At 44.1% G+C, this 19,117-nt stretch carries 18 protein-coding genes; 9 read left to right on the forward strand and 9 right to left on the reverse strand.

Going from position 1 to position 19,117, the window contains the following annotated elements; all coding sequences use genetic code 11:
- Positions 1 to 6: 6 nt before the first annotated feature.
- The 7 genes from rpmG to cdd all read left to right on the forward strand — a co-directional run bounded on the left by rpmG (position 7) and on the right by cdd (position 6,516).
- A complete protein-coding gene (gene rpmG, locus BUA59_RS06205) occupies positions 7 to 177 on the forward strand; it encodes a 50S ribosomal protein L33 (RefSeq protein WP_011978459.1) in 171 nt (56 codons plus the stop codon).
- 166 nt (positions 178 to 343) lie between these two features.
- A complete protein-coding gene (mutM, locus tag BUA59_RS06210; protein ID WP_072838852.1) occupies positions 344 to 1,162 on the forward strand; it encodes a bifunctional DNA-formamidopyrimidine glycosylase/DNA-(apurinic or apyrimidinic site) lyase in 819 nt (272 codons plus the stop codon).
- Between the two features lie 219 nt (positions 1,163 to 1,381).
- Entirely contained in the window at positions 1,382 to 2,374 is a 993-nt protein-coding gene (locus BUA59_RS06215) for a BMP family lipoprotein (protein WP_072838853.1), read from the forward strand.
- Between the two features lie 92 nt (positions 2,375 to 2,466).
- Positions 2,467 to 4,023 (forward strand): ABC transporter ATP-binding protein, encoded by a 1,557-nt coding sequence (locus BUA59_RS06220; RefSeq protein WP_072838854.1) that lies wholly within the window; start codon positions 2,467 to 2,469, stop codon positions 4,021 to 4,023.
- Positions 4,020 to 5,117, forward strand: coding sequence for an ABC transporter permease (locus BUA59_RS06225; protein WP_072838855.1), 1,098 nt, complete (start codon positions 4,020 to 4,022; stop codon positions 5,115 to 5,117). Before BUA59_RS06220 ends, BUA59_RS06225 begins: the two co-directional genes overlap by 4 nt.
- Positions 5,118 to 5,126: 9 nt before the next feature.
- Positions 5,127 to 6,095, forward strand: a complete 969-nt coding sequence (locus BUA59_RS06230) for an ABC transporter permease (protein ID WP_072838856.1) — start codon at positions 5,127 to 5,129, stop codon at positions 6,093 to 6,095.
- Between the two features lies 1 nt (position 6,096).
- Entirely contained in the window at positions 6,097 to 6,516 is a 420-nt protein-coding gene (cdd, locus tag BUA59_RS06235) for a cytidine deaminase (protein WP_072838857.1), read from the forward strand.
- Between the two features lie 93 nt (positions 6,517 to 6,609).
- Here cdd and BUA59_RS06240 read toward each other — a convergent pair whose 3' ends face one another.
- On the reverse strand, positions 6,610 to 7,689 hold the full coding sequence (locus tag BUA59_RS06240) for an AbrB family transcriptional regulator (protein WP_072838858.1): 1,080 nt from the start codon (positions 7,687 to 7,689) through the stop codon (positions 6,610 to 6,612).
- A 293-nt stretch (positions 7,690 to 7,982) separates the two neighbouring features.
- On the opposite strand from BUA59_RS06240, the gene BUA59_RS06245 reads away from it, so the two are divergent.
- A complete protein-coding gene (locus tag BUA59_RS06245) occupies positions 7,983 to 8,366 on the forward strand; it encodes a septal ring lytic transglycosylase RlpA family protein (RefSeq protein WP_072838859.1) in 384 nt (127 codons plus the stop codon).
- Here the strand turns inward: BUA59_RS06245 and BUA59_RS06250 are convergent, their stop codons facing one another.
- Complete coding sequence (locus BUA59_RS06250) at positions 8,367 to 10,796, reverse strand: bifunctional acetate--CoA ligase family protein/GNAT family N-acetyltransferase (protein WP_072838860.1); 2,430 nt, start codon at positions 10,794 to 10,796, stop codon at positions 8,367 to 8,369. It abuts the gene before it with no gap.
- A gap of 309 nt (positions 10,797 to 11,105) precedes the next feature.
- Here BUA59_RS06250 and BUA59_RS06255 point away from each other — a divergent pair, with 309 nt between their 5' ends.
- Positions 11,106 to 12,029 (forward strand): histone deacetylase family protein, encoded by a 924-nt coding sequence (locus tag BUA59_RS06255; RefSeq protein ID WP_072838861.1) that lies wholly within the window; start codon positions 11,106 to 11,108, stop codon positions 12,027 to 12,029.
- 43 nt (positions 12,030 to 12,072) lie between these two features.
- On the opposite strand, the gene hxpB is transcribed toward BUA59_RS06255, so the two are convergent.
- The 7 genes from hxpB to cysW all read right to left on the reverse strand — a co-directional run bounded on the left by hxpB (position 12,073) and on the right by cysW (position 19,111).
- Entirely contained in the window at positions 12,073 to 12,735 is a 663-nt protein-coding gene (gene hxpB, locus BUA59_RS06260) for a hexitol phosphatase HxpB (protein ID WP_072838862.1), read from the reverse strand.
- 53 nt (positions 12,736 to 12,788) lie between these two features.
- Positions 12,789 to 14,093 (reverse strand): TRAP transporter large permease, encoded by a 1,305-nt coding sequence (locus BUA59_RS06265; RefSeq protein ID WP_072838863.1) that lies wholly within the window; start codon positions 14,091 to 14,093, stop codon positions 12,789 to 12,791.
- A gap of 1 nt (position 14,094) precedes the next feature.
- Positions 14,095 to 14,607 carry a TRAP transporter small permease gene (locus BUA59_RS06270; protein WP_072838864.1) on the reverse strand — a complete coding sequence of 171 codons (513 nt, stop codon included), beginning with the start codon at positions 14,605 to 14,607 and terminating at the stop codon, positions 14,095 to 14,097.
- On the reverse strand, positions 14,604 to 15,584 hold the full coding sequence (locus BUA59_RS06275) for a TRAP transporter substrate-binding protein (protein WP_072838865.1): 981 nt from the start codon (positions 15,582 to 15,584) through the stop codon (positions 14,604 to 14,606). The genes BUA59_RS06270 and BUA59_RS06275 overlap by 4 nt, the downstream gene beginning before the upstream one ends.
- A 267-nt stretch (positions 15,585 to 15,851) precedes the next feature.
- A complete protein-coding gene (locus tag BUA59_RS06280; protein WP_072838866.1) occupies positions 15,852 to 16,913 on the reverse strand; it encodes a GlxA family transcriptional regulator in 1,062 nt (353 codons plus the stop codon).
- A gap of 189 nt (positions 16,914 to 17,102) precedes the next feature.
- Positions 17,103 to 18,224 carry a sulfate/molybdate ABC transporter ATP-binding protein gene (locus BUA59_RS06285; RefSeq protein WP_072838867.1) on the reverse strand — a complete coding sequence of 374 codons (1,122 nt, stop codon included), beginning with the start codon at positions 18,222 to 18,224 and terminating at the stop codon, positions 17,103 to 17,105.
- On the reverse strand, positions 18,221 to 19,111 hold the full coding sequence (gene cysW / locus BUA59_RS06290; RefSeq protein ID WP_072838868.1) for a sulfate ABC transporter permease subunit CysW: 891 nt from the start codon (positions 19,109 to 19,111) through the stop codon (positions 18,221 to 18,223). The genes BUA59_RS06285 and cysW overlap by 4 nt, the downstream gene beginning before the upstream one ends.
- Between the last annotated feature and the right edge of the window lie 6 nt (positions 19,112 to 19,117).

The raw sequence follows: 19,117 nt of genomic DNA on the forward strand, positions 1-19,117 counted from the left end.
TGAATCATGGCTTCTAAAGGCGCTCGCGATCTAATTCGCATGGTATCTTCTGCTGGTACTGGTCACTTTTACACAACTGACAAGAACAAGCGAAATACTCCGGACAAACTTGAAATGAAAAAGTTTGATCCAGTTGTACGTAAGCACGTTATGTACAAAGAAGCGAAAATTAAATAATTTTTGCTTTTTGTCAAAAGGAACCGACTCATTGAGTCGGTTTTTTTGTATCTAGTAACAACACCTTGTTCATTTGGTCAATATTTTTTCTGTGGCAATTAGTAGCTGCACTTTATTTTTTTACTCAGTATTGTCTGTGTGTATCTAGTCATCATTGAGGTTAACTATGCCTGAGTTACCAGAAGTAGAAACCACGTTACGTGGCATCGAACCCAAATTAGTTGGGCGCTCTCTCGCTAGGGTCGATATTCGCCAGCCAAAGCTGCGCTGGTTAATTACGCCTGAGCTAAGCTCAGAAATGGTAGGTGAGGAAATTACTCATCTTTCTCGTCGTGGTAAATACATCGGCATTCATACGTCAAAAGGCACCTTGATTGTTCATCTTGGTATGTCTGGCAGCTTATATTTTGTGCCAGCTGACACGCCACCGTTATTTCATGATCATGTAGATTTTTGCTTTAGCGATGATGATGTGTGGCTAAGATACACTGACCCTCGTCGCTTTGGTGCTATCTTGTGGACAACTGAAAATTGGAACGAGCATGAGCTAATAAAGCACTTAGGCCCAGAACCGCTGTCTGATCTTTTTAATGCTGATATGCTTTACGCGCGAGCGAAAGGTCGCAAGGTTCCAATTAAGACCTTTATTATGGACAGCAAGGTAGTTGTGGGTGTTGGTAATATTTATGCCAATGAAGCGCTATTTAAAGCGGGTATTCGTCCTGATCGTTTGGCCGGTAAGATAAGTAAGGTGCGTTTGGCCCGTTTGGTTGAGTGCATTAAAGTGGTGCTAGCAGCTGCTATTAAACAGGGCGGAACGACATTAAAAGACTTTGTTGGCGGTGATGGCAAGCCTGGTTATTTTAAGCAGGAGTTGGCTGTTTATGGTCGGGGTAATAAAGCTTGTATCATATGTAGTGCGCCACTTAAAGAAATTCGGCAAGCTCAGCGTAGTACAGTTTTTTGCATCAACTGCCAATCTTGACCAATTGTTTAGGTTAGGCACAAGAATTGCTACCTAGTCTGTTGACTAAGTAGATGCTCAGAAAAAGATTATTTTTGAGTGGGCTTTTTGTAAATACGTAAAAATGTTGCTTAAAATGTGCAGATTACATTGCGGTATTCTGCTAATCGGTTTATTTTTGACCAGTTAGGCAGGGTTTATAGTTGCCTAGACTAAATTACATATATAAGAGGAATTGGAATGAAAGCTGTCTTTCTTGCGTCCGTTACAGCGCTTGCTATCTCATCAACCATGGCTCACGCTGCGACAGAACCAGCGGTTGTGTATGACCAAGCAGGTAAATTTGATAAGTCTTTTAACGAAGGCGTTTACAATGGCGTGAAAGAATACACGGCTGAGACGGGCATTCAGGTTCGAGAGTTTGAACCTAAGAACGAAGCTCAGGTAGAGCAAGGTCTACGCCGCCTTGCTAAACGTGGTTATTCTCCTATCGTTACCGTTGGTTTCAACATGACTTCTGCGGTTGAGAAAGTCGCTAAAGATTTCCCTGAAATCAACTTCACTATTATTGATGGTGTCATCGATCTTCCAAACGTTCAGTCTGTTGTTTTCAAAGAGTACGAAGGCTCCTTCCTTGTTGGTGCTTTGGCGGCGATGGCATCTAAAACCAATACTGTAAGCTTTGTCGGGGGCATGGATATTCCTCTGATTCGTAAGTTTGCTTGTGGTTATGAGCAAGGCGTTAAATACCAGTCCTCTAATGCCACTGTTTTGCAAAATATGACAGGCTCTACTGGTGCGGCGTTTAATGATCCAACAAAAGGTTCTGAATTAGCAAAGAGCCAATTCTCTAAAGGTTCAGATGTTGTGTTTGCGGCTGCAGGTGGTACAGGTATCGGTGTATACCAAGCTGCAAAAGACGAAGGTAAATTGGCGATTGGTGTAGATTCAAACCAAAACCATGTTCAGCCAGGCACAATGCTAACCTCTATGGTTAAACGTGTAGACCAAGCGGCTTACAAAACGTACAAAGATGCCGCAGCAGGCACTTGGAAACCTGGTTTGGTTGTTTTAGGTTTGTCTGATGGTGGTGTTGATTGGGCGCTAGATGACAACAATGCCAGCCTAATTACTGCAGATATGAAAGCGAAAATGAAAGACATTCGCGCCAAAATCATCAGTGGTGAAATTAAAGTTCACGATTACATGTCAGATAACACTTGTAACTACTAAGTTGCATCAAAAAACAGTTACTTACATAGAGTAGGTAACTGTTTTTTTTGTTCTAGTGTGTTCCATTTTAAGCAGATGAATTACTTTTAGATATGACGAATAAAACAATGCCATACGCAATTGAATTGCGAGACATCAGTAAACGTTTTGGTGCGGTTCAGGCCAATAAAGACATTTGCTTACAAGTTCCGGCTGGCACGATTCACGGTATTATCGGTGAAAACGGCGCGGGCAAATCTACTTTGATGAGTATCATTTATGGCTTTTATGAAGCCGATACGGGTCATATTGAAGTTGATGGTAAGCGCGTTGATATTCGTAGCTCTCAGGATGCTATTAATGCTGGCATAGGTATGGTGCATCAGCATTTTATGCTGGTAGAAAATTTTAGTGTTCTTGAAAACGTTATTTTAGGCGCTGAAGGCGGAGCGGTACTAAAAAATGGTATCGGTGCAGCTCGCATAGAATTGCAACGCTTGGCTCACGAATACAGTTTGGATATTGATGTAGATGCAATCGTAGAGGAACTTCCGGTTGGTTTACAGCAACGAGTTGAGATCTTAAAAGCGCTATATCGTGGCGCACGCATCCTTATATTGGATGAGCCCACAGGCGTATTGACACCACAAGAAGCAGATCACCTGTTTCGCATTCTAAAAGCCCTAAAAGATCAGGGCGTTACCGTATTGTTAATCACCCACAAATTACGTGAAATAATGGCTTCCACCGACAATGTGTCGGTGATGCGCCAAGGTGAAATGGTTGCCCATCGAGAAACAGCTCACACCAGTAAGGAAGATCTTGCCGAATTGATGGTGGGCAAAAAAGTTCGTTTAACAGTCGATAAAGATGAAGCTCAGCCAAGTGAAGTGCTGTTGTCTGCGCAAAACTTGTCGCAGTTTGACAGCCAAGGCGTTAAACGCTTAAAGAATGTAAGTTTAGAGCTGCGTGCTGGTGAAATTCTGGGTATTGCTGGCGTATCTGGCAATGGGCAGAGTGAATTATTGAATGTCCTATCTGGTATCACATCTATGGACGAGGGCGAGATTCACTTTGCTGGTCAAGTTATCACTGCGAAAGCGCCAAAAGATGCGGCACAAATGCGTGATTTGAAGATGGCTCATGTGCCTGAAGATCGCCATAAAATGGGTTTGGTAACGGGCTTTGAAGCGTATGAAGCGGCTGTCTTGGGCTATCATAATTCGCCTGTTTATAACGGCAAAATTCTAATGAATCGCAAGGTAATGCTCGATGAATGCAATGAGCGCATGGCGGCTTGGGATGTGCGTCCACCGAATCCTCATTTGAAAACGGCGAATTTTTCCGGTGGTAACCAGCAAAAAATAGTTATTGCCCGTGAAGTTGAGCAAAACCCTGAAGTATTATTGATTGGCCAGCCAACTCGTGGTGTTGATATTGGCGCAATCGAAAATATTCACGAACAAATCGTTAAATTAAGAGACTCGGGTAAAGCCATTTTACTTGTGTCCGTTGAATTGGATGAAATTATGGCACTAAGTGATCGCATCATTGTGATGTTTGATGGTGCGGTTGTCGGTGAGCTAGATGCAAAAGATGCCGATGAACGAACCCTTGGCCTGATGATGGCTAATGCCTATAACGAAGAGCAAGAAGGGGTGTCCGCATGAGTCAGGCGAAAGTCCCTACGTGGGTAAATATTGCCCTTATCCCTGTGCTAAATATTATGTTGGCCTTTTTTGTTTCTGGATTGGTGATTCTTGCTATTGGTGAAAACCCAATTGAAGCTGCTGGATATCTTATTTATGGCGCTTTTGGTTACGACGAAGGTATTGGTTACACGCTTTACTACGCAACAAACCTTATTTTTACTGGCTTAGCTGTGTCTGTAGCCTTTAAAGGTGGTTTGTTCAATATCGGTGGTGAAGGGCAAGCTTATATTGGTGGTCTAGGTGTTGGTTTGATCTGTTTGTCACTGGATCACACCATGCCATTATATGTGATTGCGCCTTTGGCCGTAATTGGTGCAGCAGTTTTTGGTGCAGCATGGGCATACATTCCAGCTTATTTACAAGCTCGTCGCGGTAGCCACATTGTTATCACTACCATCATGTTTAACTTTATTGCCTCTTCGTTGATGGTTTACTTGATCGTAAACTGGTTAAAAGAAGATGGCCGTATGGCACCAAACAGCCGAACGTTTGAAGAAAGCGCTTGGTTGCCTTATTTACATGAACTGCTTTCTCCAATAGGTATCGAAATTGGTGACTCACCATTGAACCTTGCTTTCATTTGGGCTTTGTTGTGCTGTGTGTTTGTTTGGGGATTAATTTGGCATACACGTTGGGGTTATCAGCTGCGTACGCTAGGAACCAATCCTACGGCGGCTCGTTACGCTGGTATTGATACTGCGAAAGTGACCATTTGGGCAATGTTGATTTCTGGAGGCTTGGCAGGTTTTGTTGGCCTTAATGAGATCATGGGTGTGAACCATAACTTGTTGCTCAACTTTACGGCGGGTTACGGTTTTGCCGGTATCGCAGTGGCCTTGATGGGACGTAATCATCCGATTGGTATTATTCTGGCAGCTATTCTATTTGGTGCCTTGTATCAAGGTGGTGCCGAATTAGCATTTGAAATTCCAACTATTACGCCTGAAATTGTCGTTGTTATTCAAGGTTTAGTGATTCTATTCTCTGGTGCGCTTGAGCATATGTTCAAGGATCGTATCGAAGGCTTTTTTATTCGCAGAGCTGTCGCGTAGGGGAAAACTATGTTTGAAACATTAATACTCATGTTAGACGCGACAATGCGCGTATCTACTCCGCTTATCTTTGCTGCGTTAGCTGGCTTGTATTCTGAACGTGCGGGTATTGTTGATATCGGTTTAGAAGGTAAAATTTTAGGCAGTGCTTTTGCAGCAGCGGCAGCAGCAGCCGTTTTTGGCTCAGCTTGGATCGGTTTGTGCTTTGGTATATTAGCCTCTGTTGGCTTGGCTATGATTCACGGTTTCGCTTGTATTACTCACCGCGGCGATCACATCGTTTCTGGTGTGGCGATTAATACTATTGTGGCTGGTTTGACGGTTACTTTGTCTATGCACTGGTTTGGCATGGGCGGACAAACACCGGCACTGGTTGGTGATGCGCGCTTTTTAGACATTACTTTCCCATTTGCTGATGCAATGGAAAGTGTGCCTATAATCGGACAAATTTATTCGAACTTGCTTAGCGGCCACAATATTTTGGTTTACTTGGCCTTTATTATGGTGCCAGTGACCTATTGGGTGATTTATAAAACTCGCTTTGGCTTGCGCCTTCGTGCGGTGGGTGAGAACCCTCATGCGGTTGATACGGCTGGCATTTCAGTGTCTTTCATTCGTTACCGCGCTTTGATTATTTGTGGCATTTTATGTGGCCTTGCTGGCGCGTATTTGTCTACTGCCCATAACGCAGGTTTCTTGAAAGATATGAGTGCGGGTAAAGGCTACATGGCATTGGCTGCGCTTATCTTTGGTAAATGGCGTCCAGTTCCAGTATTGCTTGCTTGTTTGTTGTTTGGTTTCTTAGACGCTGTTGCGGTTCGTATGCAGGGCGTTGTGATTCCAGGTATTGGCGAAGTACCAGTACAAGCAATCGAAGTATTGCCGTATGTATTAACTGTCTTGTTATTGGCAGGCTTCATCGGCAAAGCCATCGGACCAAAAGCGATCGGTCGCCCTTATGTGAAAGAGCGAGCCTAACATGCCAAATAAGGAGCAAAGCGCTGAATTATTTGCATTGGCTAAAGACGCGATGAATAAAGCCTATGTGCCTTATTCTCGCTTTCATGTGGGCGCGGCGATTTTAACGGCTGGTGGCAAGATTTATTCTGGTTGTAACGTGGAAAACGCGGCTTATCCAGAAGGAACTTGTGCTGAAGCTGGCGCTATCGCTTCCATGGTGCTTGGTGGCGATACGCTTATCAAAGATATCTATGTCATTGGGAAAGGTGAGGAATTGGTAACACCTTGTGGTGGTTGCCGTCAGAAAATTCGTGAGTTCTCTTCTGTGGATACCATGATTCATATTTGTGGCGCAGAAGGCGTGAGAAAATCCCTCACAATGAACGACCTATTACCCTTCTCGTTTGGCCCAGAGAATCTGGAACAACAAGTTAGCTAAACTTTAGAGCTTAGCCCTAACTTCAAAGACCACCTTCGGGTGGTTTTTTGTTTATATGGTTTTTGTCTAGATATTTTTTTATGTAGAAAGCTTTTAGGCGGTCTTATTTGTTGAAAGCCAACGAGCAAGCATCGGCCCAGCAATCAGTACCAATAGAAAGCGAGCAACCTGCATGGCCATCACAAAAGACACATCAGCATTAGTTGACGCGGCGATAATGGCAACAGAGTCAGCACCGCCAGGGCTGGTGGCAAGGAAGGCCGTGAGCGGGTCGATATCGGCAAAAGTAATCAAAAGCATGGCCAAGCAGGCATTAATCGCAATCAAGGCTAGAATCGCGGCTAATACATGCGGAAAGACATGCCAAGCGTGCTGCAACACTTGTCGAGTGAAGCGAAAGCCAATCCCCCAACCCAGCATTGCAAAGCTAATCGCCAAGCACCAATGGGGCAGAATAATTGGTAAAATACCGGAGAACTTGATCACCAACCCTACTGCAAGAGAAAGCAGTAAAGGCCCACTTGGTAGACGAAGTTTTACACCCACAATGCTCGCTACTAAGATGACTGCTAGCGTAATAGCAAAACCAGACCATGACGACACGCCAAGCCAATCAATCGGTTCAGCAGAAACACCATCGACGTGAAATACCGCCGCAACAATCGTTGCCGCGATAGCACAGCAAGCCACACGTAAATACTGCATAAAGGCGACCAGCCGCATGTCCGCTCCGTAAGACTCAGACATAATAGTCATTGCGGATGCCGCGCCAGGAGAAGAACCCCAAATGGCAGTAGTGCCGGGCAATAATCCGCTACGACTAAGCAACCAGCCCAAAAAGCTAGACGCGACAATCGTCGAGACAGTGCCAATTAGAAACAACGGCCATTCCATGGAGATTTTCGCAAAGACCGTCAGCGGAAGACTGTTGGCTATCATCATGCCCAAAATACCTTGAGCCATTAAAAACATTGGCTTTGGCAGTGTCATACCTGCGCCACTGGTGGCTAAAATAATTGCTGTAATCATAGGACCAAGCAGAAGCGCCGCTGGCAAATTAGCGTATTCAAAACAAACCACTAAAACAAAAGATACGGCTAATAAGACGGTTAATCGCCAGGTTGTTGGCCAACGAGAAGGGGTTTTGCAAAGTGATAAAAAGCGAGAAGTCATGTCTATCTGTCGAAAAAGTCAGTGAGTATTAATGGCGCGAAGCATACCTTAAATGAGCAGGTATTATTGGCGTCTCTGGTGATGTTAACCATACTTGCAACTTATGTTGCTGCCTTATTATGTTGGGAATTGCTGTGAGCATTAAGGCAAAGAATAGGAAGATACATCAAAAACTGACAAGAAGCTGACTGATGTTTCGTTTGGTTGAGTTTGCTAGGCGGACGTATCTGTTACTATGAGACTAAGAGCATAGCATCTGAAAATCAAAGCGACTTAAAGGAAATGAAAAAACAATGCGAAAAATTAGCACCTTATGTGTGGCAATCTTGTCTCTTGCTCTAACCGCATGCGCAAGTGGTCCAATCAGTCGTTCCGATTCAGTAGGGTTCGAAGAAAGCGGCGGAGCCAGTTATTACGCCATGAAGTATCAAGGACGTAAAACCGCCAGCGGAGAATTGTTTGATCAAAAAGCCATGACTGCCGCCCATAAACGATTGCCTTTTGGCTCAAAAGTAAAAGTTACCAACGTCGAGAATGGCAAAAGTGTCGTGGTGCGAGTTAATGACCGTGGACCGTTCGTAAGTGGTCGGATTATTGACCTGAGCAAAGCAGCTTTTCAGCGCATCGGTAATACTCGTTCTGGTGTTATAGAAGTTGAGATTGAGGTCTTGAACTAGTTAGGAAGCATCCCGACATTTTTCAAGCAAGCTCGGTGTCAGTTTAATACTCGCCACCATTTGGCCGAAATCATCTGGATCGCGTTGAATAGAAAATCCTAAATGGCGGCAGAATTCGATCATGCGTTTGTTTTCGGCTAAGACAATACCTTTCATCACGCGAATGCCTTTGTCTGCGGCGACTTGCATCAGTCGTCGCATTAGATAAGACGCTAAGCCTAAACCTTGGAATTCATCGCCAAGTACCACGGCAAATTCACAACTTTGATCGTCGAAGTTATCTATGTATCGTGCGGTGCCGATCAATAAATCTTGGTCATCCCGCTGAATCACCGCGAGTAAGGCCATTTCTCGGTCGTAGTCGATGTGGGACATGCTGGCGAGCATGCGCGGTGTCAGTTCTTCGATATTGGAAATAAAACGAAAATAGCGAGTCTCATGAGACATGCTGCGAACAAAATCCGCCAAAATGCCTGAATCTCTCGGTAAAACAGGTCTAACGGTGGCGATCTCGTCATTTTTCAATACTCGCTCCGATACCCATTGTCTTGGGTAAGGATGAATGGCGAGATGTTCATAACGACGCCAATTTTTGCAAAGACGAAGATTGGCCGTGACGTCAGCGTAAACACTACCACTGTCATGAAGCCTCACATCGGCCATTTCTAGGCTTTCAATTTCAGGTAATTCGCAAACCATAGAGGATAAGTTGCGCAGTAAACTTTCTAGCTCAAATGACTCTTCACCGGGAAAGGCGCGTTGAATTAAATCTTTCGCCAAAATAGTATTGAGAGGTGGCAAAGCAACGGCTTCAGCTTGTTTATGTTGCTGAGCACCTTCCAACGACAAACCAATGGCTGGGCCAAATACTTTATCCTGAAATACTCTAAGATGGATCGGTGCAGATAACTGATTTGAGGCCTGACGGCGAGTAATTAAGCGAATATGAAACAGCTCAAAAATATCTCGTAACGAATCCGTATGAGGCGTTTTTTCAACCTGTTTGAGCTCTTGTCTACGTTCTTGTTTAAAAAGGCGATTAAGCGTTTTGGTTGCTTCTGAAACATCAATTTTAAAACGAAACGCATGGCTGTCAGGAGATTGTTTGGCGAGTAATTGGTTACGCTGGAATTGCACCAAGAACTGAAAGCCTTCAATGGCGGTTTCTGGGGTGCGGAAGGTTGGAATGCCAGCTTCGTTAATACGCGTACGCATGTTAGTCATGTTGCCACCACCAAGCAAACATACCATAACAAGCTTTTTCTGTGTTCGATGCAACTTGATGATGAGATCGTAAAGGGAATCTATGTCTATTAGCGCAGTTGGGCTTAGCGTTAGTAACACCGCACCACAATCATCACTCTGCAAAGCATTAGCGGCAAGATCAATAAAGAGATCTGTGGCGCAACTTGCCCAAACCGTTGTCACCGGGCCAATGCCACCGCGACCCGCCATGGTGGATTCCAATCTATTGTGTAACTCGCCTTCTGGCGTGAGTAGATCAATGCCTAATTCCATAGCGCGTTGTGCCGCGAGTTCGCCCGGCCCTGCGCCGTTACCTATAATTAACAACGAGCCATCTTTTACCCGACGGGCGTTTGTCATTACCGAGGCGGCCGCGATTAAATCATTCAAGCGTCGTCCACGTACTGCACCAGTTCGGCTGAGTGCGGCGTCGAGTACTCGCTCATCGGCACCGACGGAATGTTCGGTGACAACGGCAACGGGTTTGCTTCGCCCTGTAGCGCGTAAGCTGCTAAGGAAGCGTGTCGGACGACCTATTTTTTGCAAATACATCAAAATGGCCTGACTGTCGAAATCATTGGATAAGTAATCCAATACTTGCGATGGCATCACATCGACAGGTGACCCCATAGAAACTACTTGAGAAAAGCCGATGCCTTGCCAAGTCGCCCAATCTACAAGCGCACTGGCGACCGTGCCAGATTGCGACATTAATGCTAAGCGTCCCGGTAAAGGCTGAGTTAAACCAAGCCAAGCAAAGACGCCTTGTTTAGGGCGACAAATACCAAAACTGTTCGGGCCAAGTAATCGAACATTGTGTTTGCGCAGCGCTTCAACCAGTGATTCTTGGCTGTCGCCTGTCCAAGACAACATTAGTAATGAGCCAATGCCCGCAGCGCCACAGGCGGCAATAATGTCTTCCATGGAAGGTTGGCTTTCTTTGGAAGAATAAGAGCCAACTAACACGGCAAGATCAGGGCTTGTGGTTAATTCGCCGAGCGTTGAAAAAAGCGGGAAGGAGAACTCTGTCGCAGGCTGAACACCAACAAGACTAACCGGACAGGACTTTTTTGTATGAGATAAGGACGTTAACAGCGCCAGCATGAGAGGGTCGTGCGCATCATCGCCAGTGAGCACCACCATAGACTTTGGGGCGAGTAGAGATTGTAATGCGTGTTGGCTCACTTAATTTTCTCCTGAAACTCACTTTATGCTTTGTGACTGTAGCTCTGTCTTGGGACTGTATCACAGTCCTCTATAATACGAATTGTAGACCATGGTAGGGTAGACTGTCTTTTTCATTCGTGGCTTGATATAAGAAGATCGTTTCATGCTTACTGCGCTTGTAAATACTGTGTTAAAAACGGACTCGAAATGCTCATTTATAACCCATAAACTCTGCTTTCTCGTCCGTTTTTGCCTTGTCTTTACTTTGCTCATGACAGCCTGAAAGGACTTCTACAGTTTTTAAAAATAAAAAACACTGGAATAAAGATGACAACGGCTTACATCACACACACTTATTGCGATAAGCATGATATGGGAGAAGATCATCCTGAGTCTCCGTTGCGCCTTGGTGCGATTCAAAATCGTTTGATCATGGGGCAGTTGATGGATTTTCTACGTCGATTGGAATCCGATCCAGCAACGCGAGAGCAATTGCTTCTGGCTCATGATGAAGCCTATGTGGACTCTATTTTTGCGCGAGCGCCAGAAGAAGGTCATGTGGAACTAGAGCCAGAAACCTTGATGATGCCACACACGCTAGATGCTGCGCTATATGCAGCAGGTTCGGTGATTAAAGCGGTAGACTTAGTTATGAAAGGCGAAATGGACAATGCGTTTTGCGCGATTCGTCCGCCGGGTCATCACGCAGAGTACGACAAAGCCATGGGCTTTTGTTTGTTCAATAATATTGCTGTTGGAACACGTTATGCCGTTGAACAATACGGTTTAGAGCGTGTGGCGATCGTAGATTTTGATGTTCATCACGGTAACGGTACGGAAGACATCTTTAAAGCTGATCCGAAAGTGCTTTATGCTTCCAGCTACCAACATCCGTTTTATCCCTACAGCGATCCAGGTGCTTCTCACGATAATATTCTACACATGCCTCTGGAAGCCGGTTCTGGTAGCGAAGCCTTTCAAAACATCATTACTGAGCAGCTGCTGCCAGCGCTGGACGCATTCAAGCCTCAGCTGATTATGATTTCAGCAGGCTTTGACGCTCACAAAGAAGACCCAATGGGGCAACTAAGATTAAGCGAGTCTGACTTTACTTGGATTACTGATCTTTTGATGGATGTTGCTGATCGTCACTGTGGTGGAAAAGTAGTATCGGTATTAGAAGGTGGTTATAACGTAGATGCGCTAGGACGCGCTGCCTTTTGTCATGTCAAAAGCTTAATGAGGCTTTGAAGCTAGATTTTTAATTTAAGCTTTTGGTTTTATTTTTTTAGCTTTAGGAGCGAGCCAAAAGCGTTTTGCCAAGCTGGTGGTTGAACTCAGATAAATTCTTGAGTTTGTGTGGTGCTAGATCAAATTTATCATGATCAAATTCGTCTGGGTGCGGTATGGCAATCGCTTTAATGCCAGCAGCTAATGCCGCTTTTATACCGCCGAGTGAATCCTCAAAAGCAATGCACTGATGAGCTTCAATACCAAGTTTTTCCAGTGTTAGCTGGTAAACATCAGGAGCGGGTTTGCCTTGGCTTACTTCATCCGCTGAGCTATAAGCCATAAAATAGTCGGCAATATTAAGGCGTTGTAACACGCTAGGAATAATGTCTTTTGGTGAGTTGGTAGCAAGGCCAATTTTTACTTTGGCTTGTTGTAGTGAGTTGAGTAAATCATGAACACCTTGCATGGCTTGCCCTTGAGTCTCGATCAAATATTTGACTCGCTCAACGACACGATTCTCGACTTCCTCAAGAGAAGCATCATACCAAGGTTGTTTTGCAAACCAGAACTCAGTGACTTCTCTTGTCGTCATTGCAGCAGTTAACGCTGTCAGCTCGGAAGTAACTTCAACACCAACCGACGAAAATACATCGTATTCTGCTTGCTTCCAGAAGGGTTCGGAATCAATCAGTAATCCATCCATGTCAAAAATGACTGCTTGCATAATTGTTTATCACTTTGCTTTTTTCTTGGTGCTTTATTAGACATGGATAAGACCTAATTTGAAAGTGCATTAGGCAGCCATAAAGCGATTTCTGGAACTAGGCAAAGTATAAATGCAGCTAAGCACATCAGAAGAAAGAATGGGAAAGCGGCTTTTGCGACTTGGCCTATTTTTTCTCCGGTAAGACCTTGTAGGACAAAGAGGTTGAAACCGACTGGTGGTGTAATTTGCCCAAGTTCTATGAGTATGACAAGAAATACCCCAAACCAAATGGGATCAAAGCCAGCTTGAATCACGATGGGTAAGGTTATGGGCAAGCTCATTACCGTGATGGAAATACCGTCTAGAAATAAGCCAAGTATTATGTAAAAAATTGCCAGCGCTAAAAGTAAAAAAGCAGGCGTAAGATCCAAGCTTGCGATGTAGCCAGCTAGTTCGGAAGGCAGGTGAAGGAAGCCCATTGCGGTAGATAAAAGCGCAGCAGAAACTAATATGCTGCATACCATGGTTGAGCTCAACAAGGTGGCAATCATTGCTTCTTGTATCATTTTAAATGATAGCTGACGTTCTTTTATTAAAATAATGACGGTTGCAAATACGCCGACAGCGGCGGCTTCTGATGGTGTGGCAATACCTGTATAAATTGCTCCCATTACGATAACGATCAGTGAAATTACGGGTAAAAGCAGAATCAAACTTTCCAGTTTACTGGCGGTATGGGATTGTTCTGGTGGACATAATGAAGGGTTTAATATTGCTCGAAATATGATGTATCCAGAATAGAGTGTGGCAATTAAAACTCCAGGCAATACGCCAGCCATAAAAAGTTTACTGATTGAGACTTCTGACTGAATGCCGTATACGATCATCACAAGCGATGGCGGGATTAATAGCCCTAGGCTGCCTGCTCCAGCCAAGGAGCCGACGGATAAACTTCTATCATAACCACGTTTTTTAAGTTCAGTCGTGGTGATTTTCCCCACCGTTGCTGTGGTGGCAGCACTTGAGCCACTAACCGCTGCAAAAAGAGCGCAGCCGAAAACATTCGTGTGAAGAATGCCGCCTGGTATTTTTTTCGTCCAAGGCTCTAGTCCTCTAAACAGTCGATCTGAAATATCTGATCGGAAGATAAGTTCCCCCATCAGAATAAAGAGCGGGATGGCGGATAATTCCCAAGAGTTTGCTGATCTAAAAAGGATACGGCTTAGTATGGCTCCGGCACGATCTAAGCTGACATCTCCAATTAAAATAAGAGACAACAAAGCAACGATTGCCAGACCAGAAAATACCCAAACCCCAAGTCCGAGAACCAAGAGAATTAAAGTAATAACACCAACGGCTGATAATACTATTTCCATCTTATTTGTTTGTCTCAATATTGGGGATTTGGCGTGTAGATACGAGGACGAGCATTCTGACAAATAACGTTAAGCATAAAAGACTCAAGCCAACTAACACCATGCCTTCGGGAATCCACAAAGGTGTTTCTGCTATAGATTCACTGGTGATATTGCGTTTAAAGCTTCTGGCAACATTGATGTACCAGTAGTATGAAATCCAAGAAAAAAGGGCGAAAGAAACGAAAGATATAACAAGATCTAACAGCCAATGGTGCTGTTCTGGGAGACGGTCACTTAATATATTAACCTTTATAAGCCCATTTCTTTCTAAACTATAACCTAGGCCGAGAAAGGTTGTAGTGGCGATAGCGTAGCCAACAAATTCATCCAAAACATACGTTGATGTTCCAAATAGACGTAAGACAATCTCTAACAGTATGTGGCACAGTAGATAGGCTATTAGCAACATTGCCAATGCACCAGACAGCTGGTTAAGCCGTCTGGATACACTGGCTAATAGACGGATGATCATTTGCTTTTCTCAAAATCCGCCATGATATCGCTACCCGATTTTCCTGTGTCTTTTAGCCATTCTTTTAACGATGGCTTAGCTGATTCTTGCAGCCAGTTAATGAAGGGTTTTGGTAGATCTTGATGAATGACAACCTTATGTTCGGCCAGTTCTTTGTAGTTACCAGCAACTCGAGTTCTCACTGTTTGCCAGTTATGTTCATCAGTTAAAGCGGCTGCTTTGAGAATAGCGCTTTGTTCTTCATTGGATAAATCGTCAAATGCTTCTTTGTTCATGTGTACCATGTTGAGAGGAATGGCGTATTGAATAGCGCTGTAATTATCAAGATGTTCCCAAAATTTACCGCTCGCACCCGCATCAGCTGAGGTAAGCACCGCTTTAATGCCACCAGTGGACAGTTGAGGAACGACATCCCCCCACGAAAGGCTAATTGGTTCTGCGCCAGCTTCACGTAATGTCAAAGTGCCATTTTTGTCATAGGTACGAATTTTTAAATTGGCGAGTTCTTCTTTTGTCGTGACGGGTTTTTGAGACCAAATACCACTGGCTGGCCAAGGAGAAGCGTAAAGTAGGATTTGTCCATTATTAGCAAATACTTTTTGATAATAAGGTTTGGCGATTTGATAAAGCTGTTCTGCTTGGTCTTCATTCTCTACGAGAAAAGGCAGTGAAGATAATAGGAATATAGGATCTATTCCAGCCATGCTGCCTGCTAAAGTATCTGCAATTTGAATGGCATTGTCAGCAACAGCATAAAAATTGTCAGTAGATTTAAACCCGAGAGAGCCACCTGTGTGGAGTGTAATATCTATGTCGCCATTGCTAAGTTTTGTTACTTGATCAATGAAATATTTATCACCTTCAGCATGAATTGACGTCGCGTTGTATTCATTAGAGAAATCAAACTTTGCGGCAGATAATGCCAAAGGAGCTTGGGACAAGGCGACAGAAACTAACAATAAACTTGGATAGCGCATACGACTTTTTCCTTCGGGAGTTGGTATCTACCGACTCTAGGATGCTTATCTTTTAGTCGTATTTCTTATTGCGGCGAAAGGTTGACGGAAAGCGACAAAGGGTTTTAAAAAAGTAAGCAAGGGATTTGTAAGTAAATAGCTCACTTCATAAATTCTCCCTGAAGTATTCATCTATCGTTTCTACCTAATCATACACATAGAAGTTCTGGATGTTCGCTACTTTTTGTCTTGTGGTTACCCAATGCATTGAACTGATGAAGTGTAAGTTTAGCTTGCTTGAGATGTACGACGGGAATCGATTGGAGATTGGCCAAAGAATCTATGATAAGTACGACTAAAGTGAGCTGAGCTTACGAAACCGCAAGCAACGGATACTTCAAAAATACTAAGGTTGGACTGCTGTATTAGTTGGCGTGCATGAGTTAATCGGTACTCCATGTAATAACGCGCAGGAGTCACACCGACATTAGTCTTGAATAGTCTTTCTATTTGACGCCTGGAAATACCGACGAGTTTTGTTAGTTCATCTATGGTTAATGGATCTTCAACATTATTTTCCATTAGTTGTATCGACTCTTTTATGCAATCAGGAGTGTGTGATTCAGCAAGTAAAAAGCGATTAATGATTTTTGAATCTTTTTTATTGGATCGATCAGACCCAATTACTTCTGCAACAGCTTGTGAGTAATCTGTTCCATGTGAGCCTTTAATGAAATGGAGCATCATGTCTAGTGTGCTGTTGGGTCCAGAACACGTTAATAAAGTACCTTCCTCAGTAAAAGTGGAGGTCGATAAATTTAACTCGGGAAAACGCTCTTCCATTATTGCTTTGTTGTCTTGGTGAATAGAAATAGTGCTCCCTGTCTTGATCTTGCTATCAGCGATATAAAAACTTCCGTTCCATATACCTATGATTGTCGCATTTGACTGTGCGGCTTTGGCTAATTTTTTATTAAGCAATGGTTCTGGTTTAAGTGAGTTACGAAAGCCGCCACAAATCACCAAAATAGAGTCTTTGCTTATTTCAATATCTTGTATATTGCCGTCAGTTGCTATTTCGATAGAGATATCTGATAGCGCTTTGTTATTGTTTACGCTGTACGTTTTACATTCGTAAATAGGGTTGTCATGTACTAGATTAAGGGTCACTAGAGTATCTAAAGCAACGGAAAAAGAAGACATAGAAAAATGATCTAGCAGTACAAAGTTTGCTCTTTTGGGCTGTGTTGAAGAATTCTTAGAAGGGGTGGGGTGAGTAAAAGCAAGATTAGAGCGCTTCAAATGGCTTTGAAAATAGGATGTATTTGCCTTGCTGCTTGTTTCTAACATACTTTGATCCCCTCATAAGTTTTTTTTACGAACACAATATCTTATTTTTTATGCAAATAAAATGCCGTAATTTTCGTGGGGAATTGTTAGGTTCTAGTCATGAATCTAGATGCAGTATAGTGATATTATTTTCTGTGCGGTTGATGTAAAAGAGCGACACAATATATGCCGCTCTTTTGGTTGTTTAAATTATGCTTTATCAGCCGTTTTGACTTTCTCTGTTTCCCAACTCAATAGCACAGGTTTTTGTGCGTCGTGGGCGAAGAAGTAACCTGCTTTCGGGGTAACGTATAAGGTTTGGCCTTTCTCAAAGCAGTTTTTGTCGAAGGCTTTGTGAGGCAGGTCGATTTCCCAGACGTCGTTACTTTGCCAATCAATTGGGGTGAGTTCTAGCCGAACTTCAGCGCCAATCGGGTTGATGGCAATAACGCGTAACGGCAAGTTTGCATGAGCAGTTGGTTCTTTCGATACAAAGAACTCATGGGAACGAATGTATAGCTGACCGTCTTTCTGTTTTGCGGCATCAGGTAAAACGATGCTAGCCTTCCCATTATGCCATTTACCGTTTTCAACTTTGCCTTCAAAGACATTGGCGTTGCCCAGGAAATCGAATACAAATCGGCTGTTAGGTGAAGCGTAAAGCGCACCGGGTTGGTCGATTTGCTCAATGTGTCCGTTGCTCATGACGACAACACGATCCGACAATTCCAAGGCTTCTTCTTGGTCATGGGTCACAAATACGCTAGTAAAGCCAAGTTCATCGTGCAAGCCGCGCAACCAGCGACGTAGCTCTTTTCGTACTTTTGCATCCAAGGCGCCGAAGGGTTCGTCTAGCAGTAATACTTCCGGTTGCGTTGCCAAAGCACGCGCCAAAGCAATACGCTGTTTTTGACCGCCAGAAAGCTGTGACGGGAAACGGTTAGCAAGATGTTCAAGCTGTACCATTTCTAATAAATGCATTACGCGGTTTTTGATTTCTGTCGGGCTTGGGCGTTCTTTGCGAGGTAAGACTTCTAAGCCAAAGGCTACGTTATCAGCCACTGTCATGTGACGGAACAAGGCATAGTTTTGGAATACGAAGCCCACGCGACGATCACGGACGTGCAAGTTGGTCACATCTCGGTCGCCAAATTTAATACGGCCAGTGTCTGCGCCTTCAAGCCCTGCGATAATACGTAATAGGGTGGTTTTCCCTGAACCGGATGGTCCAAGCAAGCCAATCATTTCGCCTTCGTTAATATCTAATGACAAAGGTGACAAGGCTTGAAAATGCCCAAAGTGTTTGGAAATGTTTTCAATCAAAATGCTCATTGTGTCACCTGTCTTTCTTTTTCAGCTTCAATTTTTAAACTACGTTCCTGACGCCATTCAATGAAGGCTTTCAACAACAAGGTAAGTAGGGCAATCATCGCCAATAGCGAGGCGCTGGCAAATGCGGCAGCGGCTTGGTAATCCTCATACTGCAACTGAACATGCAGCGGCAAGGTATTGGTTTCACCGCGAATATTGCCAGAAACCACGGACACAGCGCCAAATTCACCTACAGCGCGAGCGTTGGTCAGGATAACGCCATAAATCAGCGCCCATTTTATATTGGGCAAAGTCACTCGGCGGAACAATTGCCAGCCTGAAGCCCCCAAAATGACGGCGGCTTCTTCGTCTTCTCGACCTTGTTGTTGCATCAGAGGGATCAATTCACGCGCCACAAACGGACAAGTTACAAACACGGTCACCATGACGATGCCGGGCCAAGCGAACATCAATTGGATGTCTTGGTCATAAAGCCATGAGCCAATCCAGCCGTTATTGCCATACAACAAAAGATATAACAGGCCCGCCACCACAGGAGATACCGCGAAGGGAATGTCCATCAAGGTCATCAATAGTTTGCGGCCGGGGAATTCAAAACGCGTTACGGCCCATGCGAGCATCACGCCGAACACCAAGTTAATCGGCACAGTTAACGCCGCAACCACCAGAGTCAAACCAATGGCGTGCAAGGTATCGGCTTCAATCAAACTGTTGAAGTAATGCGCTGCGCCTTCGACAAAAGCCTGTTGGAAAATGGCAATGAGTGGCACAACTAATAATATTGCGGTCAAAAATAAGGTAATGCCGATTAACAGGCCTTTTACCCAAGGACTGTCGCCAACTCTTAGCTGGTGGCGTTGCCCAGATGATGTTTTAGAAGATGACATAATATT

The organism is Marinomonas polaris DSM 16579 (genome assembly GCF_900129155.1).
GTDB lineage: Bacteria > Pseudomonadota > Gammaproteobacteria > Pseudomonadales > Marinomonadaceae > Marinomonas > Marinomonas polaris.